Annotated in this window: 21 protein-coding genes and 1 tRNA gene; 12 read left to right on the top strand and 10 right to left on the bottom strand. The window is 39.4% G+C overall.

The window, feature by feature from the left end; all coding sequences use genetic code 11:
* The first annotated feature begins 127 nt into the window (after positions 1-127).
* Positions 128-1,609, top strand: coding sequence for a nicotinate phosphoribosyltransferase (locus Q0O89_RS01715; protein WP_293730066.1), 1,482 nt, complete (start codon positions 128-130; stop codon positions 1,607-1,609).
* A gap of 117 nt (positions 1,610-1,726) precedes the next feature.
* On the opposite strand, the gene nanQ is transcribed toward Q0O89_RS01715, so the two are convergent.
* Entirely contained in the window at positions 1,727-2,203 is a 477-nt protein-coding gene (gene nanQ / locus Q0O89_RS01710) for an N-acetylneuraminate anomerase (protein WP_293730065.1), read from the bottom strand.
* Between the two features lie 242 nt (positions 2,204-2,445).
* Between nanQ and pnp the strand changes: the two genes are divergently transcribed.
* The 3 genes from pnp (at position 2,446) to Q0O89_RS01695 (ending at position 7,528) form a co-directional block, all read left to right on the top strand.
* A complete protein-coding gene (gene pnp, locus Q0O89_RS01705; protein ID WP_293730064.1) occupies positions 2,446-4,569 on the top strand; it encodes a polyribonucleotide nucleotidyltransferase in 2,124 nt (707 codons plus the stop codon).
* Between the two features lie 85 nt (positions 4,570-4,654).
* Positions 4,655-5,575: a lipoprotein NlpI gene (gene nlpI / locus Q0O89_RS01700; RefSeq protein ID WP_293730063.1), complete on the top strand. Its 921-nt coding sequence runs from the start codon at positions 4,655-4,657 to the stop codon at positions 5,573-5,575.
* A 96-nt stretch (positions 5,576-5,671) separates the two neighbouring features.
* Positions 5,672-7,528: a DEAD/DEAH box helicase gene (locus Q0O89_RS01695; protein WP_293730062.1), complete on the top strand. Its 1,857-nt coding sequence runs from the start codon at positions 5,672-5,674 to the stop codon at positions 7,526-7,528.
* A gap of 58 nt (positions 7,529-7,586) precedes the next feature.
* On the opposite strand, the gene dauA is transcribed toward Q0O89_RS01695, so the two are convergent.
* The gene (gene dauA / locus Q0O89_RS01690; RefSeq protein WP_293730061.1) at positions 7,587-9,332 is read right to left on the bottom strand and encodes a C4-dicarboxylic acid transporter DauA; all 1,746 of its coding nucleotides are present in this window, start codon (positions 9,330-9,332) and stop codon (positions 7,587-7,589) included.
* 182 nt (positions 9,333-9,514) lie between these two features.
* Between dauA and Q0O89_RS01685 the strand changes: the two genes are divergently transcribed.
* Positions 9,515-9,604 (top strand) — tRNA-Ser (locus Q0O89_RS01685).
* Between the two features lie 328 nt (positions 9,605-9,932).
* On the top strand, positions 9,933-10,250 hold the full coding sequence (locus Q0O89_RS01680) for a transcriptional regulator (RefSeq protein WP_293730060.1): 318 nt from the start codon (positions 9,933-9,935) through the stop codon (positions 10,248-10,250).
* A 22-nt stretch (positions 10,251-10,272) separates the two neighbouring features.
* Here the strand turns inward: Q0O89_RS01680 and cpxA are convergent, their stop codons facing one another.
* The 4 genes from cpxA to yejK all read right to left on the bottom strand — a co-directional run bounded on the left by cpxA (position 10,273) and on the right by yejK (position 13,966).
* Complete coding sequence (gene cpxA, locus Q0O89_RS01675) at positions 10,273-11,703, bottom strand: envelope stress sensor histidine kinase CpxA (protein ID WP_293730059.1); 1,431 nt, start codon at positions 11,701-11,703, stop codon at positions 10,273-10,275.
* A gap of 49 nt (positions 11,704-11,752) precedes the next feature.
* The gene (locus Q0O89_RS01670) at positions 11,753-12,454 is read right to left on the bottom strand and encodes a response regulator (protein WP_293730142.1); all 702 of its coding nucleotides are present in this window, start codon (positions 12,452-12,454) and stop codon (positions 11,753-11,755) included.
* Positions 12,455-12,474: 20 nt separating this feature from the next.
* A complete protein-coding gene (gene bamE / locus Q0O89_RS01665) occupies positions 12,475-12,888 on the bottom strand; it encodes an outer membrane protein assembly factor BamE (protein WP_293730058.1) in 414 nt (137 codons plus the stop codon).
* Between the two features lie 61 nt (positions 12,889-12,949).
* The gene (yejK, locus tag Q0O89_RS01660) at positions 12,950-13,966 is read right to left on the bottom strand and encodes a nucleoid-associated protein YejK (RefSeq protein ID WP_293730057.1); all 1,017 of its coding nucleotides are present in this window, start codon (positions 13,964-13,966) and stop codon (positions 12,950-12,952) included.
* A 105-nt stretch (positions 13,967-14,071) separates the two neighbouring features.
* Here yejK and Q0O89_RS01655 point away from each other — a divergent pair, with 105 nt between their 5' ends.
* From Q0O89_RS01655 to Q0O89_RS01630, 6 genes are all read left to right on the top strand, one after another.
* Positions 14,072-14,284 carry a YejL family protein gene (locus Q0O89_RS01655; protein WP_293730056.1) on the top strand — a complete coding sequence of 71 codons (213 nt, stop codon included), beginning with the start codon at positions 14,072-14,074 and terminating at the stop codon, positions 14,282-14,284.
* Between the two features lie 19 nt (positions 14,285-14,303).
* The gene (locus Q0O89_RS01650) at positions 14,304-16,106 is read left to right on the top strand and encodes a DUF3413 domain-containing protein (RefSeq protein ID WP_293730141.1); all 1,803 of its coding nucleotides are present in this window, start codon (positions 14,304-14,306) and stop codon (positions 16,104-16,106) included.
* Positions 16,107-16,297: 191 nt separating this feature from the next.
* Positions 16,298-17,287, top strand: a complete 990-nt coding sequence (locus Q0O89_RS01645) for an amidohydrolase family protein (RefSeq protein ID WP_273397922.1) — start codon at positions 16,298-16,300, stop codon at positions 17,285-17,287.
* A 215-nt stretch (positions 17,288-17,502) separates the two neighbouring features.
* Positions 17,503-18,207 carry a dipeptidase PepE gene (pepE, locus tag Q0O89_RS01640; RefSeq protein WP_293730055.1) on the top strand — a complete coding sequence of 235 codons (705 nt, stop codon included), beginning with the start codon at positions 17,503-17,505 and terminating at the stop codon, positions 18,205-18,207.
* A gap of 9 nt (positions 18,208-18,216) precedes the next feature.
* On the top strand, positions 18,217-19,509 hold the full coding sequence (dcuC, locus tag Q0O89_RS01635; RefSeq protein WP_273397916.1) for a C4-dicarboxylate transporter DcuC: 1,293 nt from the start codon (positions 18,217-18,219) through the stop codon (positions 19,507-19,509).
* A gap of 45 nt (positions 19,510-19,554) precedes the next feature.
* Entirely contained in the window at positions 19,555-20,820 is a 1,266-nt protein-coding gene (locus Q0O89_RS01630; RefSeq protein ID WP_293730054.1) for a M20 family metallo-hydrolase, read from the top strand.
* A gap of 186 nt (positions 20,821-21,006) precedes the next feature.
* On the opposite strand, the gene Q0O89_RS01625 is transcribed toward Q0O89_RS01630, so the two are convergent.
* The 4 genes from Q0O89_RS01625 to Q0O89_RS01610 are packed head-to-tail and all read right to left on the bottom strand — an operon-like array spanning position 21,007 to position 22,568.
* A complete protein-coding gene (locus Q0O89_RS01625; protein ID WP_293730053.1) occupies positions 21,007-21,423 on the bottom strand; it encodes a hypothetical protein in 417 nt (138 codons plus the stop codon).
* A 10-nt stretch (positions 21,424-21,433) separates the two neighbouring features.
* On the bottom strand, positions 21,434-21,628 hold the full coding sequence (locus Q0O89_RS01620) for a hypothetical protein (RefSeq protein WP_293730052.1): 195 nt from the start codon (positions 21,626-21,628) through the stop codon (positions 21,434-21,436).
* Positions 21,629-21,642: 14 nt separating this feature from the next.
* The gene (locus tag Q0O89_RS01615) at positions 21,643-22,023 is read right to left on the bottom strand and encodes a hypothetical protein (RefSeq protein ID WP_293730051.1); all 381 of its coding nucleotides are present in this window, start codon (positions 22,021-22,023) and stop codon (positions 21,643-21,645) included.
* A gap of 8 nt (positions 22,024-22,031) precedes the next feature.
* Complete coding sequence (locus Q0O89_RS01610) at positions 22,032-22,568, bottom strand: hypothetical protein (RefSeq protein ID WP_293730050.1); 537 nt, start codon at positions 22,566-22,568, stop codon at positions 22,032-22,034.
* Between the last annotated feature and the right edge of the window lie 89 nt (positions 22,569-22,657).

The following is a 22,657-nucleotide window of genomic DNA, read 5'->3' as shown; positions in this document are numbered from 1 at the left end:
GAGAATGAATAAGCTAAGTTTGACAGTTTGGAGCGAATTAGGCAAGGAATTAATACGTGCATCGTCGAATTAATAGTGTTATATTTACTATACTTATTTTAACTTAATTAGTGGAAAATTATCAAAAATGAAAAATAGATATAACAAAATTTTATGTTCAAGCGCTGTGCCATCTTTGCTCTGCGATTTTTATAAAACGTCTCACCGATTGCAATATCCCGTTGGCTCTCAATACATTTATAGCACGTTTACGCCACGCAGTAATAAGCACGCTCCTTATCTTGAACGAGCTGTGTCTTTTGGATTTCAGGCTTTCGCGATCAAATATTTAATTCATTATTTTAACGATAATTTTTTTTCTAGAGATGAATCTTTAGTTGTACAAGAATATTGTGATTTTATTAAGCGAACGCTATTCATTGATGTAAGTGGTGAGCACATCGCCGCCTTACATCGCTTGGGCTATTTGCCTGTACGAATTAAAGCGATTCCTGAAGGTAAATCCGTAGCCATCAAAGTTCCAATGCTTACCATTGAAAATACACATCCTGATTTCTTTTGGCTTACAAATTACCTTGAAACACTGATAAATGTATCATTGTGGCAACCTATTACTTCCGCATCTATTGCACTGGCTTATCGTAATGTACTCATGGAATATGCGGCAGACACGTGCGATTCTGCAGAACATGTGCCATTTCAATCGCATGATTTTTCTATGCGTGGTATGAGTTCGCTTGAATCAGCAGAAACATCTGGTGCAGGACATTTAACGGCATTTTTAGGTACTGATACGATCCCCGCTATTTCATTTATTGAAGCATATTACGGTTCAACACAGCTAATTGGCACATCTATTCCCGCGTCGGAACATTCAGTAATGAGTGCACATGGTATTGATGAATTGCCAACGTTTCGTTATTTAATGAAACAGTTTCCTCATTCAATGCTTTCCATTGTGTCTGATACGACAGATTTTTGGCATAACATTACAGTAAATCTTCCCATTTTAAAAGATGAAATCATGGCTCGTCCAGCTAATGCTCGCATCGTTATTCGTCCGGATAGTGGTAATTTTTTCGATATTATATGTGGAAATTCGACCGCACTTTCAAGTCATGAGCGCAAAGGACTTATTGAATGCCTGTGGGATATTTTCGGTGGAACGATTAATAAGAAAGGTTATAAAGTACTTGATCCCCATATCGGCGCAATTTATGGCGATGGGGTGACATTCGATAAAATGGTTCAAATTTTAGCAGGATTAAAAGCGAAAGGCTTTTCATCGAGTAACATTGTATTTGGAGTTGGGGCGCAAACTTATCAACGCAATACACGTGACACTTTGGGTTTTGCTATTAAAGCAACATCTATCATTATCAATGGCGAAGAAAAAGCGATTTTCAAAAATCCTAAAACGGATGATGGATTGAAAAAATCTCAATGCGGGCGTGTAAAAGTCACCAGCTTTGATAGCTATGTAGATGGTTTGACGGCAAAAGATGATTTTTCTGATGATTTACTCGAAGTGATTTTTGAAGATGGAAAACTCACAAAAACGGTTACGTTTGATGACATTCGCGCGAATTTGATAGGAGGAATTACTTAAAGTCAGCGGATGAAAGTTTGTTTTTAGTGATGTTATTGACCGCATGTAAAAGAATTTACCATTTTTAATCAATATCCTAGTCAATGCTAGGATATTGATTATTGTGATGAAAGGTAATTAAAGTAAATCAGCGGGAATTTTTACGACTAATTTCTTGATTTTACTTACTTTATTATCAACGTGACAACAAGGTTTATGCGGTTCATAGGGCAAGAACACCACAAACATTTTAGGGCGTAAAACGACCGCACTTTTTAGCTCAATATCTTTGTCCGCGAGTGTAAGTTGGTAGTCATTTTCTTCGTTATAAGGCTCGTAGTCGTCCAAATTTGGTTGTGTGACACCAAATTCCATTTTTTCGCTACCTGAAATTAATACCTGAATATCGAGATATTTACGATGAATTTCTGATTTACGTGCTTCAGCAGGTTCGCTCTCTACTTCCATAACGTTCATAAAAATGTGGTCATTAATCTCGTGACGACCTGTTTCAAGGCTAGCCAAATCGAGTGAATTTAGATAATCACACGTATCTGCAATAATTTTAGGTAAACCGCGTTTAAAATCGGCGCGGGTTAAATCGCCAAATAACATAAAAAAACTCCTTATTTTTAACCGCACTTATGGGTTATCAATAGCAGTTTAATACTTGATTTTTAAAAGAACAAGCAATTTGCAAATAAAGTTACCAATCCCTTGAAAAGGCGAGTATAATACGATAGTTTTATTTTCCGTTTTAGCGTGCGGCTATCAAAAATGATTTTTAGGAGATTATTTTTGCTAGTCGCAATTTGGGAAGTAAAACACTTAACTTATTTATTTAAAAGGAAAAAATAGTGACTCCAATTGTAAAGCAATTTAAATATGGTCAACATACAGTGACTTTAGAAACTGGCGCAATCGCGCGTCAGGCAACAGCTGCTGTAATGGCTAGCATGGACGATACGACCGTTTTCGTTACTGTAGTAGCGAAAAAAGATGTAAAAGAAGGTCAAGACTTCTTTCCATTAACGGTTGATTATCAAGAACGTACCTACGCAGCAGGTAAAATTCCTGGTGGATTCTTTAAACGCGAAGGTCGTCCTTCTGAAGGCGAAACGTTGATTGCTCGTTTAATCGACCGTCCAATTCGTCCATTATTTCCAGAAGGTTTCTTAAATGAAATCCAAATTATCGCTACAGTCGTTTCAGTTAACCCACAAATCAGCCCTGATTTGGTGGCGATGATTGGTGCATCAGCTGCACTTTCATTGTCAGGTGTGCCATTCAATGGTCCAATCGGTGCGGCACGTGTTGGTTTCATCAATGATCAATTTGTGTTAAACCCTACAATGGCAGAACAAAAACACAGCCGTTTGGATTTAGTGGTAGCAGGTACAGATAAAGCCGTCTTAATGGTGGAGTCTGAAGCGGACATTTTAACCGAAGAACAAATGTTAGCCGCTGTGGTATTTGGTCATCAGCAACAGCAAGTGGTGGTGGAAGCCATTAAAGAATTTGCGGCAGAAGCAGGCAAGCCACGCTGGGATTGGGTTGCACCAGAACCAGATACAGCATTAATTAATCAGGTTAAAGCGATTGCTGAAAGTCGTTTAGGTGATGCTTATCGTATCACAGAGAAACAAGTTCGCTATGAGCAAATTGATGCGATTAAAGCCGAGGTGATTGCACAAATTACCGCTGAAAATGAAGAAGTGAGCGAAGGTAAAATTATTGATATTTTCACCGCACTTGAAAGCCAAATTGTTCGCGGACGTATTATTGCAGGCGAACCACGCATTGACGGTCGTACTGTTGATACCGTTCGTGCATTAGACATCTGCACAGGTGTGTTACCACGTACTCATGGTTCTGCCATCTTCACGCGTGGTGAAACACAAGCTCTGGCCGTGGCGACTTTAGGTACAGAACGTGATGCGCAAATTCTTGATGAATTAACAGGCGAACGTCAAGATACTTTCTTATTCCATTACAACTTCCCTCCATATTCTGTGGGTGAAACAGGTCGTATTGGTTCGCCCAAACGCCGTGAAATCGGTCACGGTCGATTAGCAAAACGTGGCGTGGCAGCGGTAATGCCAACTTTAGCGGAATTCCCATACGTGGTTCGTGTGGTATCTGAAATTACTGAATCAAATGGTTCATCATCAATGGCCTCTGTTTGTGGTGCATCTCTTGCATTAATGGATGCAGGTGTTCCAATCAAAGCAGCCGTAGCGGGTATCGCAATGGGTCTGGTGAAAGAAGATGAAAAATTTGTTGTTCTTTCAGATATCTTAGGTGATGAAGATCACTTAGGCGATATGGACTTCAAAGTAGCGGGTACGCGTACCGGTGTGACTGCGCTTCAAATGGACATCAAAATTGAAGGGATTACCCCTGAAATTATGCAAATCGCATTAAATCAAGCGAAAAGCGCGCGTATGCATATTTTAGGTGTCATGGAACAAGCGATTCCTGCGCCGCGTGCGGAAATTTCTGAATATGCACCGCGTATTTACACCATGAAGATCGATCCGAAGAAAATTAAAGACGTGATCGGTAAAGGTGGTGCAACGATTCGTGCATTAACAGAAGAAACCGCTACGTCAATTGATATCGATGACGATGGTACAGTGAAAATTGCGGCAGTTGATGCTAACTCAGCACGCGCAGTGATGGCGCGTATTGAAGAAATCACTGCGGAAGTGGAAGCGGGCGTGGTTTACCAAGGTAAAGTGACGCGTTTAGCGGATTTCGGTGCTTTCGTTTCTATTCTTGGCGGTAAAGAAGGCTTAGTTCATATTTCTCAAATCGCAGAAGAACGCGTTGAGAAAGTGACTGATTACCTTCAAGTGGGTCAAGAAGTGACCGTGAAAGTGGTTGAAATCGATCGTCAAGGTCGTATTCGTTTAACCATGAAAGACTTGAGTACTACTGCGGAAGCTCCGGCAGCGGAAGCCGTTGTTGAACAAGAATAATTCATAAAGAATCGACTGCACTTTGAGATTGAAAGTGCGGTCGTCATTTCTGTTATTCCTAAGGCAAATTTTAATGATACAGATAATGCGTTGGTTCAAATTTGGGATACTCTTTCCAAGTTTATGCCTTGCTTTGCTCTCGGGTTGTGTAAGCAATTCAACAGGGATTTTTGTGTCTAAAAATAGCATTGTGCTGGCGGAACAACATCCTAACGTGCATTTTGAACAGGAAGTGATGATTGCACGAATCAGCCAAATGCTGATTGTAGGGCAATTGTCAGCTGCAGAACGCGCGGATTTACATTTCGAGCGCGGTGTGCTTTATGACAGTTTGGGGCTTTGGGCATTAGCGCGTTACGACTTTACCCAAGCACTTGCGCTGCAACCACAAATGGTGGCAGTGTATAATTATTTAGGTTTATATTCGTTATTAGATGAAGATTTTGACGGTGCCGTAGATGCTTTTAACGTGGTGCTTGAACTTGATCCTAACTATGAATACACCTATTTAAACCGTGGTTTAGATTTCCATTACACGGGACGTTATAGCTTAGCGAATCAGGATTTTCTGTATTTTTACGAAGCAGATAAAACCGATCCTTATCGCGTTTTATGGTTATATTTCAACGACTTGAAATTTAAGCCAGATGAGGCAAAACAAAATTTAGTACAAAGATCGGCAACGCTTTCTACTGAATATTGGGGAACCTTTATTGTTCAATATTATTTGGGCAAACTTTCCGTACAAGATTTATTAGACAAGGCAAAAGTCTTTGTTGATCCGAATTCTCCACAATATGCGGAAATTCTAACGGAAACCTATTTTTATCTCGCAAAACAAAAACTCAATATGGGCAATATGGACGAAGCGGAAGTGCTGTTCAAATTAGCCGTAGCAAATCAGGTGTATAATTTCGTTGAGTATCGTTTTGCATTGTTTGAGTTAGAGCGTTTGAAGGATAAAACACCTAACACACAAACCGAACGAGTCGTGGTGCAAAAATGAGATAGACTGTAAAGTGCGGTCAATTCTTTTTATGTTTCACCACAATATGTTATACACGAGAGCATTGTGCTTTCCTTTTATCAATTCGAGTATTTAATGACTGAAACCAATACTATTACTTTTGGCGACTTAGGTTTGCCTGATTTTATCCTTTCTGCTGTTTCTGAAATGGGCTTTACAGCACCATCACCTATTCAACAGGCTTGTATTCCACATCTTTTAAATGGGCGTGATGTGTTAGGTATGGCGCAAACCGGAAGTGGAAAAACAGCGGCATTTTCTTTACCCTTGTTGGCACAAATTAATACCAATGAAAAATATCCACAAATGTTGGTCATGGCACCCACACGTGAACTCGCTATTCAAGTGGCTGAAGCTTGCGAACAATTCACTAAACATGCAAAAGGTGTGCGAGTCGTGACCCTTTATGGTGGTCAACGTTATGACATTCAACTACGTGCCTTGCGTCAAGGCGCTCAAGTTGTGGTGGGAACACCGGGGCGTATTCTTGATCATATTAATCGTGGCACACTTGATTTGTCTTCACTCAAATTTATCGTATTAGATGAAGCTGATGAAATGTTGCGTATGGGCTTTATTGATGATGTAGAAACGGTGATGGCAGAATTACCGGAACAACATCAAACGGCACTTTTCTCTGCCACTATGCCGGAGCCTATCCGCCGTATTACAAAACGTTTTATGACGAATCCACAAGAAGTGAAAATCCAATCGACACAACGTACTAACCCTGATATTGCACAAAGTTGTTGGTATGTGCGTGGATTCCGCAAAAATGATGCCCTATTACGTTTCTTGGAAGTGGAAGATTTTGATGCGGCAATTATTTTTACCCGCACCAAAACAGGCACGTTGGATGTAACAGAATTGCTAAATCAACGCGGTTTTCGCGCTGCCGCATTAAACGGTGATATGACTCAACAATCACGTGAGCAAACCTTAGATCGTTTACGTAACGGTGGACTTGATATTTTAGTGGCAACGGATGTGGCTGCACGTGGTTTAGATGTGGAACGCATTAGCCTCGTGGTGAACTACGATATTCCACTTGATGCAGAGAGCTATGTACATCGTATCGGTCGTACCGGTCGTGCAGGTCGTTCAGGCAGCGCAATTTTATTTGTTGAACCGCGTGAACGCCGTTTATTAGGTAATATTGAACGCTTAATGAAAAAGCCTATTGAAGAGGTGAGTTTACCAAATCATGAGCAATTACAAGCTTGTCGCCGTGCAAAATTCGTCGCACAAATTACCAAACAGCTAGAACATCATGATTTAGAACTGTATCGCAGTTTATTGGAAGATTTATTCACCGCAGATCAAGATCAAGAAGACATTGCCGCTGCCATGTTAATGTTGTTACAAGGCAAACAAAAATTAATTCTTCCACCTGATCCGCCAATGCCTAAACGTGGCGAACGTGGTGATCGTCGTGAGCGTGGTGAACGCCGCGATAACCCTCGTTCACAAGAACGCCGTGGCTATGGCAACCCGCAACCAATGGACTTATATCGTATTGAAATTGGTCGTGCGGATGGTGTAGAAGTGCGTCATATTGTCGGTGCCATTGCGAATGAAGGGGATATCAATAGCCGTCATATTGGTCATATCAAACTTTATGATGATTATTCAACCATTGAATTACCACAAGGTATGCCAAAAGAATTATTGCGTCATTTTGAAAAAACACGCGTACTAAATAAACAAATGCAAATGTCTTTTGTACGTGAAGTGCAAGGTGGTGAACGTGGACGTTCTGATCAGCGTGATTCTCGCCGTGGCAGTGATCGTTTGAATGACCGTGATTCTCGTTTTAATGAGCGTGGGTTTAAAGGTGATCGCAAATTCTCAGGAAAAAATGGCCGCACTTTTAAAGAGCAAGGGCGAAAAGAATTTCGTGAGAAAGGCTTTAAAGGCAGCCGTCATCGCTAGTTGATGAGATAAGAAAAGGGCGCAAGCAACGAGTTGTTTGCGCCCTTTTTGTTACGGCTTATCGATTCAATTCACTTTCTTGCAAGCGAATTTTTGCGTAGGTTTCCATTAAATCAGCACTGAAATTAATACGTTGTAATTCAGGCACCGTATTGGCTTTCACCAACATTCGTAACGGTTGGAATTGCATATTACACATATACAACTGTTGGTGCGGCAACATGTGTTGTACAAAGCGTGTTAAGGCATGAATCCCCCCGGTATCCAGTACATTCACCGCTTCGCATTGTAAGACGATATGGCGAATTTCATGATCCGTATGAACGGTTTTGTCGTGTAACTCGGAAAATAAATTATCGGCGGCAGCAAAAAAGAGTGGGCCGCTCACGCGATAAACTAAGACATCTTCCAAATCTTCAGGGTGCGCCGTTTCGATGGTTTTGGTCATTTCTGCGATTGTACGAATAAAGAGCAAGCTCGCGAGTAATACGCCAACAGAAATCGCGATGACCATATCAAACACAACGGTCAGCAAAATACAAACCACAAGCACCGCAATTTCATTTTTCCCTGAGCGGCGGATCAGCGCAATAATATTGTGAACATCTGCCATATTCCAAGCAACGAGCAATAATAATGCCGCCATAGAAGCGAGTGGAAGATAAGATAGTGCGGGCGCGAAAACAAGTAGTGAAAATAGCACAAATAAACCATGCACCACGCTGGCGATAGGGGACGTTGCGCCTGCTTTTACATTAGCAGCTGAACGTGCAATAGCAGCGGTTGCGGTAATTCCTCCTAAAAATGGTGCAACAACATTGCCTATCCCTTGGGCTAATAATTCATTATTGGAATGGTGTTTGGTGTCTGTCATATTATCGAGTACGACAGCACAAAGTAAAGATTCAATCGCACCGAGCATTGCCATAGAAAAGGCCGCCGGTAAAAGTGCTTGAAGTGTATCAAAGTTCCATTGAATGACTTCTCCTTGTGCATTGGGAATATTCCAAGGCAACATAAAGCTTGGTAATACATTGGGAATACCATTGCCTACTGTGCCATCAGGTAGAGTATATTGGAAAGCGGAACCAATGGTTGCCACTTTCATATCAAACTGACTTAATAGTAATGCCAGTAATGTCCCCACAATGACCGCAGGTAAATGCCCGGGAATGGCAATTCTTAAACGGCGCCATTGGGTCAAAACGGCTAATGTTACGATACCAACCAGTGTATCTGCCCAGTTGATAGAGGGAAGTGCGGTGAAAATAGTCTGTACTTTTTCAATATAATGGGCAGGCATTGCAGGAATATTCAGCCCAAGAAAATCTTTGATTTGTAAGGTCGCAATCGTAATACCAATACCACAAGTAAACCCTAGTGTGACAGGTAATGGAATATATTCAATTAATCGTCCTAAACGGAATAACGCCATGAGGATTAAAATTAGCCCCGAAAGAATCGTTGCCATTAATAAACCACCTAAACCAAATTGTTGGGTAACCGGATAAAGAATAACAACAAAGGCAGCCGTTGGACCTGAAATATTAAAGCGAGAACCGCCCGTGAGCGCAATAATGATGCCTGCAATAATAGCCGTATAAAGCCCATGTTGCGGAGGCACACCACTTGCAATGGCTAGTGCCATAGAGAGAGGAATGGCGATAATCCCGACTGTTAATCCAGCCATAACATCTTTGGTAAAATGTTTTTGAGTATAGCCCAAGCGTAGACTGTCTTTCATCGCGCTAAATGGCTTTACCGCTAAGAATGCATTTTGATTTAAAAACCATTTTTTTAACATAGAATATTCCAAAAGAATAAAAAAGTGCGGTTATTTTACGCTTAATTTTGCGAAAATGTCATAGGTTTGCGCAATAAAATCTAAAAAAGACTGGACGAGCGCGCAGTAAATTCTTATAATTCCGCCCACTTCTTGCGTTGATAAATTATTTATCACTAGATTTTAAGAAGTTCATTCAAAATGGTGAGATGTCCGAGTGGTTGAAGGAGCACGCCTGGAAAGCGTGTATGTGGGAAACTGCATCGGGGGTTCGAATCCCCCTCTCACCGCCATATTTTAAATCCTTTGCGTGTTTCCTGTCTATCTGTTTTCTTAATTCATTGATTAATAAATAAAATTTCGTCTTTTTAGGCGTGTTTTGTCTTTTTAGCATCTTTCTGTCTCGTGAAAAAAGATCACTAAATGATCACTACAGGCAGAAAAAAACGTTTTTTTTCTTTGGGGTATTTTTTAGAGTGATCTTTTTTGAGCTAATATATAAGGCTTAAATGATGACTAAAAAAACACTAACACAAACAGAAATTTTTAAAATAAAGCCAAATAATAAGAAACAACAGTTTCAACTTGCGGATAAAAATCATTAGAAAATGGAGATTAACTATGAATAAAATAAAAAACTTTGATATAGCGGAATATTTAGATAGTGAAAAAATGATTCAAGCTTATTTAGCTGAAGTGTTAAAAGATGGTGATAAATCTGAATTGATGCGTGCATTAGAATATATAGTACGCGCGCGTAGTATGATTGGATCTGCAATGGATACCGGCATAAATCACAACGAACAAATTTGTGATGACATTACACCTGAGCGCTTAGAATATTTTCAGGAGTTAGCTGAAAATACGGAATTAGTGAATTTAGTACGAGAGCGCAAGGCAAATGGGGATTTTATCTCTGTAAATATTGATGATTTATAACCCCAAAAGTCCTTTTTATTGCTCATTTAATGACCGCTACCCCCCCCGTATATAACGGTAGGATTACGGTGACTCTTAGGCCTCCTAATGGGCTTTTTTCTGCCCAGATTTTACCGTAATGCTGAAGAACACTGTTTTCTACAATCGCTAGTCCAAGCCCTGTACCAGCTTTTGTTTTGGTGCGTTCTTCATCAACACGATAGAATGGTTTAAAGATTTTTTTATACTCTTCTTCTTTGAGACCGGCACCGTCATCATCAACATGGATACAGACATTATTGCCTAGCAGTTGAATTTGGGCGGAAATGGTGCTGTGTGTATATTTTAATGCATTGCGCAGGAGATTTTCTAAGGCACTCGTCAGAGATTGTTTATTTCCGAGCAAATCATAACGTTCGGGATTTTTAATGTTTTGTATAAAATGAAATTGAAGATGATTTTGTTCCGCTTCAAATGCGGCATCTAAAATAACATCTTCCCATAGTTCTTCTAAAGGGAAAATATTACGTTTAGAGTGAATATTAACTTGGTTGCGAGAAAACTTGAGCAAATCATCAATCATTAAATCCAAACGAGTAATTTCTGTTTCAATCCGTGTAATTTCACTACTTTCACCTACACGGCGGCGTAATAATGCCGTGGCAAGTTGTAATCGAGTGAGCGGTGTTCGTAATTCATGAGATACGGATGAAAGTAGCATTTGGTGGGTCTTTAATAAACCATCAATCGCTTCTATCATTTGATTAAATGTTTTGCCTACACGACGAAATTCTGACACCCCATGTGTTTCTAAATCAGGAGTTACTGTGAAATTACCTAATGATACCGATTTTGCGGCGAGGTTTAATTTTTTGAGCGGGCCTGAGATACGTAGGGTTTGCCATAATAGCAATGGAAAAGACAGTATCATAATAAAAATCAATAACAATCCGGGACGGTCAAAAACTTGGTTAACCAAGTCTCGTTGTGGATCGACCTTTTGAGCAAAGAATAAGGCGTAAGGTTCTTCTTTATTCTCATCTTCAATGGATGAGAGATGAATGGTAAAAGGCCCGGCTATTTTTGTATTGTCTAGTGTTCGTACAAGGGGTTTTGCGGGATCAGTCGCAGTAAGGATAAATTGTCTTGCAAGTTCCATTTCATCTTCTAAAACACCTATAAGCTGTTTTGTTTCTAAATTTAATAAAAAAGGGTGGATCTCTTTGACTTGCTCTAGCGGTAAAGGGTGATTTTTAGATATGAGTAATCTTGTGAGCTGATTTTCACGAATGGCTGTGACAATTTGTTGTTGGTAGTTAAGTAGCTCCTCACCGGTTAATTCTGAATAATTACGAGTATCTAACTTAGGAATAAAAAATACAATAGAGAGCAAGATTAAAAAGATAACCCAAAATGAAGCAAAGATTTGGAATGATAGGGTGTTAATATAAGAAGGTGCTTTTAGAAATTTCATCATTTTTTAATAAAAAAGTACGGTGATATGACCGCACTTTTATCTGTTGTTAATCCACTAATAAAATATAACCGCGACCACGTAGGGTTTTGAACCATGATTGATCATTTTCACGTGCAGGCAATTTCTTCCGTAAATTAGACATGTGCATATCAATTGTACGGTCAAATGGCATGAGTTCTTTGCCCAAGGCTTCAAGGTTCAACGTCTCACGAGATAATATTTTGCCGGGCGTTTGAATTAAACGTAACAGTAAAGCAAATTCAGAACCTGTCAACGCCAAATCTTGACCATTGTAGCTTGCTTGTTGCAACCCTGTATGTAGCTCAAGATTTTCAAATTTGATGATATGTTCATCGTTGGATGCCTTTTTATCATCGGAGAGAGGATGAGATTCTGTGCGGCGCAGAATGGCTTTGATTCGTGCAATTAATTCACGATCATTAAAAGGTTTGGGCAAATAGTCATCTGCCCCTAATTCAAGCCCGATAATACGATCAATATCATCACCGCGAGCCGTCAACATTAATATAGGTAAAGTATAATTTTGACGAATGCGTTTTAATGTCTCAATACCATTTAGTTTTGGCATATTGATATCGAGTAACACAATATTATGCTGACTATTGAGCATATCTAATGCTTCTAGCCCATCATGGGCAACATCTACTTCAAACCCTTCCAGTCTTAAAAGTTCTGATAGTAGTTCTGAGATTTCAATATCGTCATCGACCAACAAAATTTTTGACATCATTGAAATTCCTTTTTAGTTTATTTCCAGAATTGCCACCAGCTCGCTTTACCTGTTGAAGGTGCTTCGATGATTACATTGTTTAACACTTCTTTATTTGCATCAGGCAACGGTTTGTCTAAATCAACATTGACGACGCGACCACTGTGGTCGAAGTTAACAATTAACGTGTGTTGTTCAGGAGATTCATAGCCTTTTTGTTGTAGGAAAACGTAGTACCAAGTGCTGGTACTAAATGGATCTTGTAGTACAGGTGTACCTAATAAGTATTGTACTTGTGGCTTAGTCATCCCTACTTGTAATTGTTTTACGTTCGCTTCTTCAAGGTAATTGCCCTGTGGTACATCAATACGATATACGATTTTTTCTACGCTGGAACAAGCAGATAGCGCGAAGGCAACGAAAAGTGCGGTTAAAATTGATTTCATTTTCATAATATAAAACCTTGTTTGAAAAATTGAGCAAATAATACCTAAACTTTGCGGAATTGCCAAATTAATTGTCTTTTAAATTGCGTTGTAATTGATCGCGTAAATTGGCCGGCAATCCTTTAATGGTTAAGGTGTCCGAGGCTTCATCCCAAATAATGCGTTGGTTAATGAGTTCCGCATCAAAACTAATGGTAACTCCTTTGCCTGAGCCTGAAAATTTAGTTAATGTTTTCAAGGCAGAGCGTACCGGAGGGATGGTTTCTTCTAGTCCGTAATCTTGTTCTGTTGCAAACTCAATAAATGGACGTTCATTAAGAGTCGGTAATTCGGCAGAAAGTTCCCGTAATGCGATATCATCACCTGTATTCATTTGTCCTTTGCAATATTCAAACACTTGTTTTTTTACCGCTTGCGTTTGCTCTTGACTTAATTCACCTTGATCGCAATAGTCACTCACGGCTTGTAACAAACATTGGTTCTGGACTTGTGGGTTTAATCCTTCGTCTGCACCCATAAAATCCATAAAAAAGTCGCCAATTTTGCGCCCCACACGTCCTTTAATAAAGGTTAAGTAGCGGTTTGAATTCGCATTAATGCGCATTTCGGTGAGATTAATACGTGCAGCAATATCAAATTGATTGATATTTAAATACTGAGTACGATGAATTTCTAAATTATCATCCACTAACATACTAATGCGGCTATCTAATAGTGCAATAAATAAGTAATCCGTGGCTAAAAAATTGTATTGACAAAGAACAAAGGTTCCGCTTTCAGCAAAGGCATATTTACTCAGTTCTGAAGCCAATAATTTGGCACTGTCATGGCTGAAAGGAAGGAAATCTGTTTCTTGTTCAAGCAAGCGATTAAGGGATTGGGCAAATACTGATTGCTCTTTAAAAATGCCATAGCCCTTTGCTTTGGTTTGATAAGCTTGGTGTAATTCAAGGGTTAATTGTTCCACTTCAGGGGTAATGGGTAATAAGGATTCCCTAAGCTGAGTATTGAGTTGAATATTGCCTTCTTCTGTGGTTTGCTTAATGAGTTGATGTAAAACAATTTGGTTGACTGTAATGCTCATTTTTTTGTCCGAATAAATAAATTTGAAAAAATCTGCGTCATTATAACCGCACTTTTAGATAAAATGTGGTAGGATCGCGAAATTAATCTTAACGGGCTGTAAAAAATGGCAACAAATTCAAAATTTCAAGATAAACAAGTAGATGCAATTTTAAGCGATATGATTGCGGTTTTAGAAAAACATCAAGCACCTGTGGATTTATCCTTGGTGGTTTTGGGCAATATGGTGACTAATTTATTAACCTCAAGTGTGGGAAAAAATCAACAGCAAGCCTTGGCACAAGCTTTTTCTGATGCTTTAATGAATTCGGTAAAATAAAATTTAAGCGAGCTGAATGATGTTTTGGTTTAAAAATGGCAAACAAACTTTTGGAATGCAATACCGCGAACAAACTTCGATGAAGATTTCGTGGGGGCATTGGTTTGCTTTTTTTAATATTATTTGGGCAATTCTTATTGGTTCGCGTTATGCCTTTATTATTGACTGGCCTGATACGCTATTTGGTAAACTTTATTTCTTTGTTAGTCTGTTTGGGCATTTTAGTTTTGTCAGCTTTTCTCTGTATCTTTTAGTTTTATTTCCACTCAGTTTTATCATCAAGAACGAGCGAACCTTCCGCGGTATTTCTGTGATTATTGCGACGATTTCTACCACCTTGTTATTGGTCGATACGGAAGTTTTTGCACGGTTTAATTTGCATTTATCTTCAGTTGTATGGAATTTACTCGTTAATCCTGAGAATGGGGAATTATCCAGAGATTGGCAGATTTTCTTTACGCCAATGCCTTTGATGTTATTGATGCAGATGCTCTTTTCTCGTTGGGCATGGTATCGCTTGCGCAGTCTCGAACGTCAGAAGTGGTTCCGTGGTGTGGGGATTGTATTAACCTGTTTGTTTGTGGCAACACATCTTATTTATGCTTGGGCGGATGCTTATATTTATCGTCCCATTACCATGCAAAAATCGAACTTTCCTTTGTCCTATCCAATGACGGCACGCACTTTCCTTGAAAAGCATGGTTTTTTAGATAAAACGGAGTATGAAAATCGTGTGGATCATGAAGGGCGGCCTGATACCCCTGCGATTGATTATCCAAAACAAACGTTAACTTATCAGGCACCAACAGAACATAAAGCAAATTTATTGATCATTACTATTTCAGGTTTACGTGCTGATGCTGTGGTAAACATGCCTAAGTTGGAACAGTTTGCGCAAAATAGTATGCAATTTACTCAGCATTACAGCACGGGTACGACAAATAATGCAGGTTTAGCCGGGATTTTTTATGGTTTGAATGCGAACTATACAGATAGCTTACTTAATCATAAAACGCCTTCTGTGTTGATAGAGAAGTTAAAACAAGATGATTACCAATTGGGTTTGTTTTCTGCAACCAACTTTAAAGAAAGTATTTTTGAGCAAGCGTTGTTTCACACAATGAAGCTACCGAAAGCTAAACGAACCGTGCCTAATAACGAAAGTGCGGTGAAAAATTGGCTAGATTGGTATGCCCAACGTGAAAAATCAAAACCTTGGTTTGCCTATTTGAATTTAGACTTAGGTCGCCTTGTTCGAGCAAAAAAAGCCACTACGTTAGCCGATGAACAAACTTTCTATGACGAACAATTAGCGAGACTGGATCATCAACTCGGCTTCATTTTTGATATGCTTGCGCAAGATGGGCAATTAGCCAATACTGCGGTAGTGATAACCGCTGAACAAGGCTATGTATTCCAAACGAATGAAAAAGACGTAGTGAATAATTTTAGTGCAGATGAACTTCATGTGCCGATGATTGTTGTATGGAAAGAATTAGGAATTGGGGTTGATGATAAGCTTTCGAGCCATACCGATATTTTACCGGCCCTCATGTATCATTTATTCTGGGTACAAAATCCTGCTTCTGATTATAGCCAAGGGGATAATTTATTTGATTTCACCCAAACTCGAGATTGGGTGTTGGCAGCGAATCACCGTTGGTTTGCGATTATTACATCAGACGGTACCCAATATCATATTGATAAAAAAGGAAATTATCAAAAATTTGACCGCGCTTACGAAAAGGTTTCATCCAGTCGCCCGCCACTTGGTTTATTCTTAGATGTGTTTAAACAAAGTAGATCTTTTATTGAAAAATAAGGCGTGTGCGTTTATACTACGCGCCCAGTATCCGAGACTAGACGACAATGTTATTAATGAAAAATCTGTGAATTTTTTATAACATTTCAGGTTCGGCGCGCTTTCGTAAGCTGGATCTAAATCAATTCTTTTTTCATAGTCCCACTGTCTATCCGCTAATCTCATCTATTTCACCATTTACGGAGTAATATATGAAGAATCACGTTCGTAGTTTTAAAACTTATATCAGAGACGAAATTATCAAAAAAGGTGGTTGGGTAAATGCGCACGCACACGCCGACCGCGCTTTTACCATGACCCCGGAAAAAATTAGCATTTACCACAACAGTAATTTGCAACAAAAATGGGATTTGGTGGATGAAGTAAAACGTACGTCAACGGTAGAAGACTATTACGCGCGTTTCTGCCAAGCCATTGAGTTGATGATTTCGCAAGGGGTAACGGCATTTGGGACATTTGTAGATATTGATCCGGTGTGTGAAGATCGTGCTATTATTGCCGCACATAAAGCTCGTGAAGTTTATAAACATGATATTACGCTAAAATTTGCCAACCAAACCTTAAAAGGCGTTATCGAACCGACGGCAAAAAAATGGTTTGATATTGGTTCTGAAATGGTGGATATCATTGGTGGTTTGCCGTATCGCGATGAACTCGATTATGGTCGTGGTTTAGAAGCGATGGATATTTTGTTAGATAAAGCCAAATCTTTAGGCATTATGTGTCATGTTCACGTTGACCAGTTTAATACACCAAAAGAAAAAGAAACAGAACAACTTTGCGATAAAACCATTGAACATGGTATGGAAGGGCGTGTTGTGGCAATTCATGGTATTTCTATTGGTGCGCATTCAAAAGACTACCGTTATGCCTTATACGAAAAAATGCGTAAGGCAAAAATGATGATGATCGCCTGTCCAATGGCGTGGATTGATAGTAACCGTAAAGAAGAGTTAATGCCGTTCCATAACGCGTTAACTCCGGCCGATGAAATGATCCCTGAAGGTATTACTGTTGCGCTTGGAACTGATAATATCTGTGATTACATGGTACCACTTTGTGAAGGAGACTTATGGCAAGAATTAAGTTTATTGGCGGCAGGTTGTCGATTCCCGAATTTAGATGAAATGGTGAATATCGCCAGTGTGAACGGCCGTAAAGTATTGGGGTTAGATGTGTAAGACAAAACCTTGCATATTTTCACCGCACTTTATTTGGTTTAGTATTTAGTAAATAGGGTTGGCATTTGCCAGCCTTTTTTATTGACATTTTTAAAGCCTATTTGTCATAACGTGACTGGGATCACAAAACGCAAATATTTCACAAAAATTACTCGATCTTTCTTCGTTTAGTTACATAATACTTTCGTGTTATGGAAAACTTTGGAGAATAACCGATGAAAAAAATGTTACTGATGAGCGGTTCAAAATATAAAGATACAGGCTATTTAGTGCATACCATTCCTTGGCTCAAAACCTTTCTAGCAGATTATCAAAACAAAAAAGTCGCATTTGTTCCCTATGCAGGCGTTCGTCAATCTTTTGATGAATATGAACGGAAAGTTCAAGCCGCATTAGCAGAGTTAAATGTGGAGATTGTTTCTGTTCATCGTGGGAAGAAACATACGGATATCCTTGAACAAGCGGATGTTGTTGCCGTTGGTGGTGGCAATACTTTTTGCTTGTTAAAACAAATGTACGAAAATCATTTGATAGAATGTATCCGAGAAAAAGTGAATGCGGGAATGCCTTATTTTGGCTGGAGCGCAGGAGCGAATGTGGCAAGTGCATCAATCATGACGACTAACGATATGCCGATTGTTTATCCACCATCTTTCGATGCATTAAAGCTATTTCCTTATCAAATCAACCCTCATTTTATCTCGGGTAAAATGCAAGGGCATAACGGTGAAAGTCGTGAAGAACGTTTGGCTGAATTTTTAATTGCCAATCCAACCGCACTTGTTTATGCCTTACCGGAAGGGACAGCTTTGCATATTGAAAACAATCAGCTAACGGTGTTAGGTCAATCACCTATTTTAGTTTTTGAGAAAGCGATGATATGTACTCAACACGAAGCAGGTACAATATTGAATTATTAGGAGGGAACCATGGCTGAATTTAAATCAATCATTGCCATTTTAGGGATCTTAGTCACGATTTATTTACTGATTAAAAAGTATGAAACACGAACAGTATTAATTGCTGTGGGTTTATCCATGGCGATTTTAACTCTAAATCCGATGGCCGCATTAGATGCCTTTGCCAAAAGCATGACATCGGGTGGCTTGATTATGGCAATCTGTTCAAGTATGGGGTTTGCTTATGTGATGAAATATACGCAATGTGATACCCATCTAGTGCATTTACTGACGAAACCTTTAAGTGGCTTAAAATTTTTTCTCATTCCTATCGCCACCATTATTACATTTTTTATTAACATCGCTATTCCATCCGCTGCCGGCTGTGCTGCAGCGGTAGGCGCAACCTTAATACCTGTCTTAAAAAGCTCAGGCGTTCGCCCAGCTATGGCAGGGGCTGCTATTTTAGCCGGTACCTTTGGTTCAATGATGAGTCCTGGTTCTTCTCATTCTGCTATGATTAGTGAAATGTCAGGGTTGACCATTACCGAAGTTAACTTATCCCATGCACCTTATACCACCATTGCAGGAGCCATTGGTGCAGTTGTGTTAACCTTATTGGCATTAGCCTTTAAAGACTATGGTCAAGAACATCGTGAGGTTTATTTGGCAGAAAATAAATCCTCTGAAAATACTTTCCATAAAGTAAATGTGTTATATGCCTTTGCACCTTTAGTCCCATTGATTATTTTGGTTATCGGTGGCACATCATTGCAGCAAACTCCAGGATTAGAATGGACAAAAATGGGCGTGCCACAAGCCATGCTGATCGGGGCAATTTACGGTATTTTAGTTACTCGCATTTCACCCGTAAAAATTACAGAAGAATTTTTCAATGGAATGGGGAATTCTTATGCGAACGTGTTAGGAATTATTGTTGCCGCCAGTGTATTTGTAGCCGGCTTGAAATCAACGGGAGCCATTGATTCTGCCATTGATTTCTTAAAACATTCCAATGAATTTGTTCGTTGGGGGGCAACCATTGGTCCATTCTTAATGGGGGTCATTACTGGATCTGGTGATGCTGCCGCGATTGCCTTTAACTCAGCCGTCACCCCTCATGCTGTTGAATTGGGCTATACCCATGTAAATTTAGGTATGGGCGCAGCGATAGCAGGGGCAATCGGACGAACAGCTTCACCGATTGCCGGCGTAACGATTGTTTGCGCAGGATTAGCTATGGTTAATCCGATTGAAATGGTAAAACGTACCGCACCAGGTATGATTTTAGCGGTGTTATACCTCGCGTTATTTATGTTGTAATTCAATAAGACCGCCAAAGTGCGGTCTTTTTACAAGGAGTTTGTAATGAGTATTACGTTGGAAAAACTAATCAATTGGCGAAGAGAGTTTCATCGTTTTCCCGAAATCGGTTGGGCAGAATTTTGGACAACTAGCCGTATTGCTGATTATCTTGAAGAAATGGGTTTTGATATCCTAATGGGAAAACAAATCATCAACGAAGAGTTTGTTCGGGGTCGTCAAATTGTGGTAGTGGAAAATGGGTTAGCCAATGCCAAAGCCTATGGCGCGAAAGATAAGTGGTTAGACAAAATGGACGGCTACACAGGATGTGTGGCAATTTTTGATTCAGGTAAACCCGGAAAAACCATTGCATTACGTTTCGATATTGATTGTGTTAATGTGACTGAAACCAAAGACCCTAATCATATTCCTAATAAGTTTGGTTTTAGCTCAATCAATGAGGGATTTATGCATGCCTGTGGGCATGATACGCATATTACGATTGGTTTGGGAACCGCACTTTGGATTGCCCGGAATAAAGAGAAATTAACAGGGAAAGTAAAAATTATTTTCCAACCTGCAGAAGAAGGGGTACGTGGTGCAGCAGCTATTGCGGCAAGTGGAATCGTGGATGATGTCGATTATTTTGCTAGCTCTCATATCAGTTTTTGTGCCATGTCAGGGACAGTTATATCCAATCTGCAAAATTTTCTCTCAACCACTAAAATTGATATTCGGTATAAAGGTAAACCTGCTCATGCAGGCGCTGCACCGCAGTTAGGACGAAATGCTTTATTAGCCGCGGCTCATGCGGTGACACAACTACACGGCATATCTCGTCATGGGGAAGGTATGACACGCATTAATGTGGGGGTATTAAAAGCGGGGGAAGGGCGCAATGTGATCCCTACTCAAGCCACTATTCAGTTAGAAGTGCGAGGTGAAAATAAAGCGATTAATCAATATATGGTTGATCAAGTGATGCAAATAGCTAAAGGTATCGCTGTTAGTTTTGATGTGGAATACGAAACAGAAATTATGGGCGAGGCCGTGGATATGATTAATGACCCGGAATTGGTTCAATTAATTGAAGAAATTGCGACAGCACAACCACAAATTAAACAGGTTCAGCCGACATACGCCTTTAACGCGAGTGAAGATGCCACGATTCTTGGTCGCCGCGTACAAGATCATGGCGGCAAAGCCATTTACTTTATTTTAGGCGCAGACAGAACAGCAGGGCATCATGAAGCCGAATTTGATATTGATGAAAACCAACTGCTGACAGGCGTGAATATTTATACGCAATTATTACAGCGTTTGAGTTAAAAATTCAATGTTCATGATAAGTTAGGGCGGAGATTAAATCCGCCCTAATTATTTAAATTGTGGAAGAGGCTCGATTATCCGGCTGATAAGCGTTGTTCATAAAAACCGTCACCTAAGCGTTTTGGGACATAGTTATGGTCGTGGCGCAGGGCGTTAAACATATAGTCTGAACTTAACCATTGATTTCTAATTACAATATCCCGTTGGTTTAGCTTTGGTTCCGCAATTCATTTCAATGTAACCTTTAGATTTTAAACAAGTTTCTAATTTTTCCATTTTTAATTTTTTATCTTCTAAGTCTTCGCAAGAATCGACTACCCAATGATATTTATCATAACATTGCTGTTTTGATAATCTTTTCCCCTTTATTTGAATAACTATATGCCAATGAGGATTATCTAAATCCACCTCTCTGCTAATTCCACAACTATAAAAAGCCTCCTTACGTAGAAACTTATCGGTTCTTCCTACCGTATTTTTATATTGAAATGCTTGAATATATGACATATCGGAAAAATCATCTTTTGTTACACACGATACTACTGAAAAACAGCCACATCCTGTCAGCAAAGTTATTAATAAGCCCACAATTATATATTTCATATAACTCTCCTTAATGGCTTAAAATAAATTCAAATAACTCAGGGCTTAGTAATTCAGCCCCAGCAAATGGCGTTGCTAATGGTATAGCCAAAATAGTTGTTACTTCAGCTCCTGTGCTAGCGACAGCACCTTTACCTCGTCTAGTATTACCATCTGAGTCATAGAAGAATGGTAATTGCCCACCAATAAAATCATGACTATGCAAAAATAAAACTACTATTATTCATTGCATAAACTTTTATCGAATTTCTTTGGGTATTTTAATCCACACACATTACCATCACCTAAATATATATAACCATATTTCTTCATGCATGCTCTAAAAACTTTGAATGAATTGGAATTATAAGGCTCATTTTTATCTTTCAGGACGCTATTTAAAGATGAATCCCCATACGTTGCTCCACAACTAACAGCTGCAGACCAGCGTTTTTGGGTATCGGTATGATTAATCGTTTTGGAATATTGATATTTAGCAATATGTGAATATTCTTCTATATATGGTCCACCATAAGGCATTATTGGTCGCCATCCAAACTCACTATGTACGCATCCAGCAATCAAACTAATACAAATAGAGATTAACACAAATAGTTTCATATTTGCTCCTAACGATTTCCAAAAATCATCTTCAGAGTTTCGATTGGTAAGGCTTGGAACATAACAACTGGAGCAACATAAGCAACTGCAACCGCAGCTACGGTATCCGTAACAGCAATTTCATGTTCTGTTCTATTTCTTTTGGTGTTTCCTTGAGAATCATAAAAAAGAGCCTGTCCATTTCGATCATGGATACCAGCAAAATACTCGACAATCTTATCTCTTACCGAACCTACTTGATATGGATCGCCAGAAAATAACCCACCTAATCCTTGCTGTCCTCCTGTTGTTCCATATAATTTTGATGCGAATGCTGGTGCTTCTAAAACAGCTTGTAAAGATTGATATGAATCATCACCTTTAAATATATAATTACCATTTATATCCGTAGTTAAGTCACCATTTTCATTAGTCTTACATCTAGAGTTATTAACGCCACAAATCACATCAAGATCTAAACGAATCCCTCCTAATTTAATGCCATCAAAGCTACTACTGCTAGCACTAACATTACTGATTTCTTGTCCCGTAGCAAGATGTGCCAACCGTGTCAGCTTTGAAGGTTATATTGTCAAACTTCATTCCTTTATAACTCGCCCAGTTCATTGCGTTTTTGGTACTAGACACCCCTAAA

This window comes from uncultured Actinobacillus sp., assembly GCF_945915845.1.
Taxonomy (GTDB): Bacteria; Pseudomonadota; Gammaproteobacteria; order Enterobacterales; family Pasteurellaceae; genus Exercitatus.
The sequence above is the reverse complement of the archived record's forward strand: the minus strand, read 5'-3'. Positions and strand labels throughout refer to the sequence as shown.

Coding starts and splice junctions, on each gene's coding strand:
- Q0O89_RS01625 (WP_293730053.1), bottom strand. CDS start 21,423: ATGAAATATATAATTGTGGGCTTATTAATAACTTTGCTGACAGGATGT.
- pepE (WP_293730055.1), top strand. CDS start 17,503: ATGAAAAAAATGTTACTGATGAGCGGTTCAAAATATAAAGATACAGGC.
- Q0O89_RS01680 (WP_293730060.1), top strand. CDS start 9,933: ATGAATAAAATAAAAAACTTTGATATAGCGGAATATTTAGATAGTGAA.
- Q0O89_RS01715 (WP_293730066.1), top strand. CDS start 128: ATGAAAAATAGATATAACAAAATTTTATGTTCAAGCGCTGTGCCATCT.
- dcuC (WP_273397916.1), top strand. CDS start 18,217: ATGGCTGAATTTAAATCAATCATTGCCATTTTAGGGATCTTAGTCACG.
- Q0O89_RS01630 (WP_293730054.1), top strand. CDS start 19,555: ATGAGTATTACGTTGGAAAAACTAATCAATTGGCGAAGAGAGTTTCAT.
- bamE (WP_293730058.1), bottom strand. CDS start 12,888: ATGAAAATGAAATCAATTTTAACCGCACTTTTCGTTGCCTTCGCGCTA.
- nanQ (WP_293730065.1), bottom strand. CDS start 2,203: ATGTTATTTGGCGATTTAACCCGCGCCGATTTTAAACGCGGTTTACCT.
- Q0O89_RS01615 (WP_293730051.1), bottom strand. CDS start 22,023: ATGAAACTATTTGTGTTAATCTCTATTTGTATTAGTTTGATTGCTGGA.
- cpxA (WP_293730059.1), bottom strand. CDS start 11,703: ATGAAATTTCTAAAAGCACCTTCTTATATTAACACCCTATCATTCCAA.
- Q0O89_RS01695 (WP_293730062.1), top strand. CDS start 5,672: ATGACTGAAACCAATACTATTACTTTTGGCGACTTAGGTTTGCCTGAT.
- nlpI (WP_293730063.1), top strand. CDS start 4,655: ATGCGTTGGTTCAAATTTGGGATACTCTTTCCAAGTTTATGCCTTGCT.
- yejK (WP_293730057.1), bottom strand. CDS start 13,966: ATGAGCATTACAGTCAACCAAATTGTTTTACATCAACTCATTAAGCAA.
- dauA (WP_293730061.1), bottom strand. CDS start 9,332: ATGTTAAAAAAATGGTTTTTAAATCAAAATGCATTCTTAGCGGTAAAG.
- Q0O89_RS01670 (WP_293730142.1), bottom strand. CDS start 12,454: ATGTCAAAAATTTTGTTGGTCGATGACGATATTGAAATCTCAGAACTA.
- Q0O89_RS01655 (WP_293730056.1), top strand. CDS start 14,072: ATGGCAACAAATTCAAAATTTCAAGATAAACAAGTAGATGCAATTTTA.
- Q0O89_RS01645 (WP_273397922.1), top strand. CDS start 16,298: ATGAAGAATCACGTTCGTAGTTTTAAAACTTATATCAGAGACGAAATT.
- Q0O89_RS01650 (WP_293730141.1), top strand. CDS start 14,304: ATGTTTTGGTTTAAAAATGGCAAACAAACTTTTGGAATGCAATACCGC.